The following is a 4,368-nucleotide window of genomic DNA, read 5'->3' as shown; positions in this document are numbered from 1 at the left end:
GCGTGGTGTGGTGACCACGGTGCAAGCAATGAGGATATCCACGTGACCTACCATCGGATTGATCTGGTTCGGGATGGCGGCGGCCGTCGGCACTGGCCGACAGTCCTGAAGGAGGAGATCGTGATGGCGGCGCTGGAGAAAGACGCCAGCGTCGCCGCCGTCGCCCGTCAGCACGATGTCGATCCGTCATCGATCTACCGTTGGATCCGGAAGTTACGTTTGGATGCGCAGGATCAAGGGCCGACCTTCCTGCCTGTGGCGGTGTCGCCCGAGATCGAACCCCACGAGGGACCGGGGCGGGATCGGGACGTTGCCGCCGACGCCCGTTCTTCCGAGCGCCAGCGCTGCGTCGAGATCGAGCTGTCCGGCAATCGGGTTATCCGGATAGATGCGGAGATCGACGCCCGTGCCCTTGCCCGCATTCTCGAGGTAGTCGATCGATTGGGTTCGCCGCCGGCCTCGTCAAAGACGAGAACGGGAGAATGATCCCGGTTCCGAGCGGGGTAAGGGTCTGGCTGGCGACGGGGCATGTCGACATGCGCAAGGGCTTTCCGGGCCTGTCGCTGCTGGTGCAGGAGGTGCTGAAGGGCGATCCGAACAGCGGCCATTTGTTCTGCTTTCGCGGCCGTCGAGGCGACCTTTTGAAGATCATCTGGCATGACGGCCAGGGCGCGTGCCTTTACACGAAGAAGCTTGAACGGGGGCGCTTTCTCTGGCCGTCGATCGCGGATGGCGCGGTGACGATATCCCCGGCGCAACTCGGTTATCTCTTGTCCGGAATCGACTGGCGAAATCCGCAGGAAACCTGGAGACCGACCTCGGTCGGATAGTTCAAAAGCCTTGCATTGCAGGGGTTCTGTGGCAGAATCGGCTTTGTCACGAACTGCTTCGAGCCTCCCGCCATGGCCGCCGCGCCGGACGACATCGCCGCCCTGAAGGCCGCCCTTGCAGCGGCTGAACGGCGTGCTGATCTGGTCCAGCATCATCTGTCTCAGGCCGAGCGGGACCGCGATGAGGCCGTGGCGGACGCAGCCCGGGTCAAGGCAGAAGCCTCTGGCGCCGAGGCCCTGATCGCGCATCTGACGCTGGAGATCGAGAAGCTCAAGCGTGAGCTCTACGGGACGCGGTCGGAGAAGAAGGCGCGTCTCCTCGACCAGATGGAGTTGCAGCTCGAGGACGCGCAGGCTGCCGCCACCGAGGACGAGCTTGCCGCCGAACAGGCCGCGGCAAAGACGACGACCGTTCACGCCTTCACCCGCAAGCGCCCCTCGAAGAAGCCATTCCCGGAGCATCTGCCGCGGGAACGGGTGGTGATCGAGGCGCCGACCTCATGCTCCTGCTGCGGTTCGACCAGACTGTCGAAGCTTGGCGAGGCCATCACCGAGACGCTGGAGGTGATCCCGCGCCAGTGGAAGGTGATCCAGACAGTCCGGGAGAAGTTCGCCTGCCGGGAGTGCGAGACGATCAGCCAGCCGCCGGCGCCGTTCCATCCCACGCCCCGCGGCTTCCTCGGTCCGAGCCTGCTCGCGATGATCCTGTTCGAGAAGTACGGGCAGCACCAGCCGCTGAACCGCCAGTCGGAACGCTACAGCCGGGAGGGGATCGACCTCAGCCTGTCGACGCTCGCCGACCAGGTCGGCGCCTGCGTTCATGCCATTCGCCCTCTTCACGGCCTGATCGAGCGGCATGTCCTCGCCGCCGAGCGGCTGCACGGCGATGACACGACGGTGCCGATCCTGGCCAAGGGCAAGACGGTGACCGGCCGGGTCTGGGTTTATGTCCGCGATGACCGGCCTTTTGGCGGCGCGGCGCCGCCGGCAGCCCTGTTCTACGCCTCCCGCGATCGAACGGCCGAGCATCCCGAGCGCCATCTCGCCGGCTATGGCGGGATTCTTCAGGCCGACGCCTATGCAGGATATGGTCGCCTATACGCCATGGAGCGAAGTCCGGGGCCCGTGACCGAGGCGCTGTGCTGGTCTCACGGACGCCGGAAGTTCTCTCATGACCATCCGTCAAGAGGAGGGCGCAATCGGTCCCGCCGGCAGAGAATGCCGGGGCAACAATATCGGGCGTCGAGAACAGGGGTCAGGGCACCGGGAGGAGTCGACGGTCGCTCATTCTCTCATTCGGGGATCGTTACCCCATAGTGACCATGCGTCGGAGGGCTGCCTCTATCTTCGATCTGAAGTGCCGCATTGGGCTTCTGATAACTTGCCGGAGGGTTCCCTCTACCGGTCCGGTGCCCTGGCTGTTGTTCTCGACGTGGGCATGCTTGCCTGGATCCGCTGGTGGCAGATCAGGAGATCTGAGGTTGTCGAGGTTGTATCTGCTGACCAATCGCCCAGATGAATCCCACGAGTTCGCGGGCGATCGCCGTCGTCACGAGCTGGCTCTTTTTGCCCCGTGCAATCAGATGCCGATAACGTCCGCACAATCGGACCTGCGCTTTCCAGGCGATTTCCTTCGCGACTTCCGGAACTCCGTCGCTACGTCGGCGCAATCGCTCTCCCACCTTTGCGCGAAGCCGATAACACCACGCTGCTTCGAGCATTAAGCTCCGCACGAACTTGTTGCCGCTCTTCGTGATGCCGCGTGGTCGCACAGCTGAACCACTCGAGCGCTCAGCCGGAACAAGGCCCAGATAGGCCATAAGGTGACGGGCCGTTTCGAAGCGCGAGATGTCGCCGATTTCCGCTACAACGCTGACGGCGATGATGAAGGCCACACCACGTAATGCCTGAAGCGCATCGACCAGCGGGCTCAGCGTCCAGCTTGGCATGAGCTCTCGGATTTGTTGGTCGAGCTCGGTCCGGCGATCAACGGCCTGACCCTCGGCGCTGAGGTAGTTTGCGAAGGCGATTTGTTGCGCCGGGTGATCAAAGCTCTGGTTGGCAAGCCAAGTTCGGTGCTGGCCGCCCCACGGCTTCCTGCTATAGCGCCTCCCGTGCTTCAGCAGAAACGACTGTATCCGCTGACGGGACTTCCGAATATCATTGGACGCAGCCTGCCGTGCACGGACCAAGTCACGCACCGCCTCATGGGTTACATCCGGAATCCAAAGCGGCGCCAACTCGCCAGCGCGCGACAAGCGGGCCAGCATCATGGCGTCACGGGTATCGTTCTTGATCCGATCGCCAGGCTGCTTCGGAATGCGCGATGGGGCAACAACACAACTCGCCTGTCCGAGCCGATCCAACTGTCGGTGCAGGCCATATCCGCACGGACTGCTTCATGGACGAAGTGGAGACGGCCGTGTCTTTCGCTCAATCGGCGAACCATCCGATTTATCGCATCCACGGTATTGGGAATTGGTCTCATTGGGAGGATTTGGCCGGTTCTTCCGGCCTCGGCCACCGCGATGGAGATTGAATCCTTATGGACGTCCAGTCCCACAAACGCGTCGAAGTCTGACATCAATACCTCCTGTATCTATCCTTAAGCCTTCGGCGAAGCGCAGGTCTTTCTTATCGAAAGACCGCCCCGAGGTGCGGACGCAGGATGGTCATGTCATCTTCGAGCTCGCCGACATCGCCAGGAGCGCCCGGCGGGGAAAGAACGCGGCGCCGATCTCGCCGCTGGCGCTGGAGGCGGTGAAGCGCATCGACGTCCTGTTCGACATCGAGCGCGGGATGAACGGCCGCTCGGCCGAAGAGCGTCTCGCCGTCCGGCAGCAGCGGAGCATCCCTGTTCTCGCCAACCTGGAAGAGTGGATGCGCACCGAACGGGCGCGCCTGTCGCGTCACGCGCCGGTCGCCAAGGCCATGGACTACATGCTGACGCGCTGGGAGGGCTTCGCCCGCTTCACCACCGACGGCAGGATTTGCCTCAGCAACAACGCGGCCGAGCGGGCGATCCGCGGACTGGCTCTCGGGCGCAAGTCGTGGACCTTCGCCGGCTCCGATCGCGGAGCGGATCGCTGCGCCTTCATGCTGACGCTGATCACGACGGCCAGGCTGAACGACATCGACCCGCAGGCCTGGCTCGCCGACGTCCTCGCCCGCATCGCCGATACACCGCAGACCCGCCTCGGCGATCTCCTGCCCTGGAACTGGGCAGCCCGAGCCGAGCGGATCAGACGGGCCGCCGCCTGACGGACGCATCCCAAAGCGTCACGGCGTATGCTTCATCCCCCCCGAACGCCCCCGTTACCTCTTCATACGCCGTATGCCGAGAAAGCTATACGGCGTATGCCGGCACCCGACTGTGATCCTTGCGTCTTTGTCGAGCCGCGAGGCGCGGCGCCGCCTCTTGCCCACTCGGCGCCGGCTCCGCGCCGAGTGGGCAACGCTTCGTTCCGACCCTGCGCCGCGTCGAAAGGGGTTGGCGAAAACTCAAAGTGGGTTGGCGCCAACCCGCGCTACAAAAACA

The 4,368-nt window shown here is 63.9% G+C and carries 2 protein-coding genes and 3 pseudogenes; 4 read left to right on the top strand and 1 reads right to left on the bottom strand.

Annotation, left to right across the window (positions count from 1 at the left end):
- The 3 genes and pseudogenes from tnpA to tnpC form a co-directional block, all read left to right on the top strand.
- A partial coding sequence (gene tnpA, locus LH400_RS25875; protein ID WP_229156350.1) for an IS66-like element accessory protein TnpA occupies window positions 1-486 on the top strand: 486 nt, incomplete at its 5' end.
- Window positions 483-830, top strand: a complete 348-nt coding sequence (tnpB, locus tag LH400_RS25870) for an IS66 family insertion sequence element accessory protein TnpB (protein WP_229156349.1) — start codon at window positions 483-485, stop codon at window positions 828-830. The genes tnpA and tnpB, both read left to right, overlap by 4 nt.
- A 72-nt stretch (window positions 831-902) precedes the next feature.
- A pseudogene (gene tnpC / locus LH400_RS25865) lies at window positions 903-2,042 on the top strand (IS66 family transposase); the annotation flags it as partial.
- Window positions 2,043-2,296: 254 nt separating this feature from the next.
- On the opposite strand, the pseudogene LH400_RS25860 reads toward tnpC, so the two are convergent.
- A pseudogene (locus tag LH400_RS25860) lies at window positions 2,297-3,414 on the bottom strand (IS110 family RNA-guided transposase).
- A 98-nt stretch (window positions 3,415-3,512) separates the two neighbouring features.
- Between LH400_RS25860 and LH400_RS25855 the strand changes: the two are divergent.
- A pseudogene (locus tag LH400_RS25855) lies at window positions 3,513-4,091 on the top strand (IS66 family transposase); the annotation flags it as partial.
- Between the last annotated feature and the right edge of the window lie 277 nt (window positions 4,092-4,368).

The sequence above is a fragment of the Jiella soli genome (assembly GCF_020615385.1).
Lineage (GTDB): Bacteria > Pseudomonadota > Alphaproteobacteria > Rhizobiales > Rhizobiaceae > VKMB-3413.
The sequence above is the reverse complement of the archived record's forward strand: the minus strand, read 5'-3'. Positions and strand labels throughout refer to the sequence as shown.

Bases quoted from the DNA above. Each gene is read 5' to 3' on its own strand.
- tnpB (WP_229156349.1), top strand. From the start codon at position 483: ATGATCCCGGTTCCGAGCGGGGTAAGGGTCTGGCTGGCGACGGGGCAT.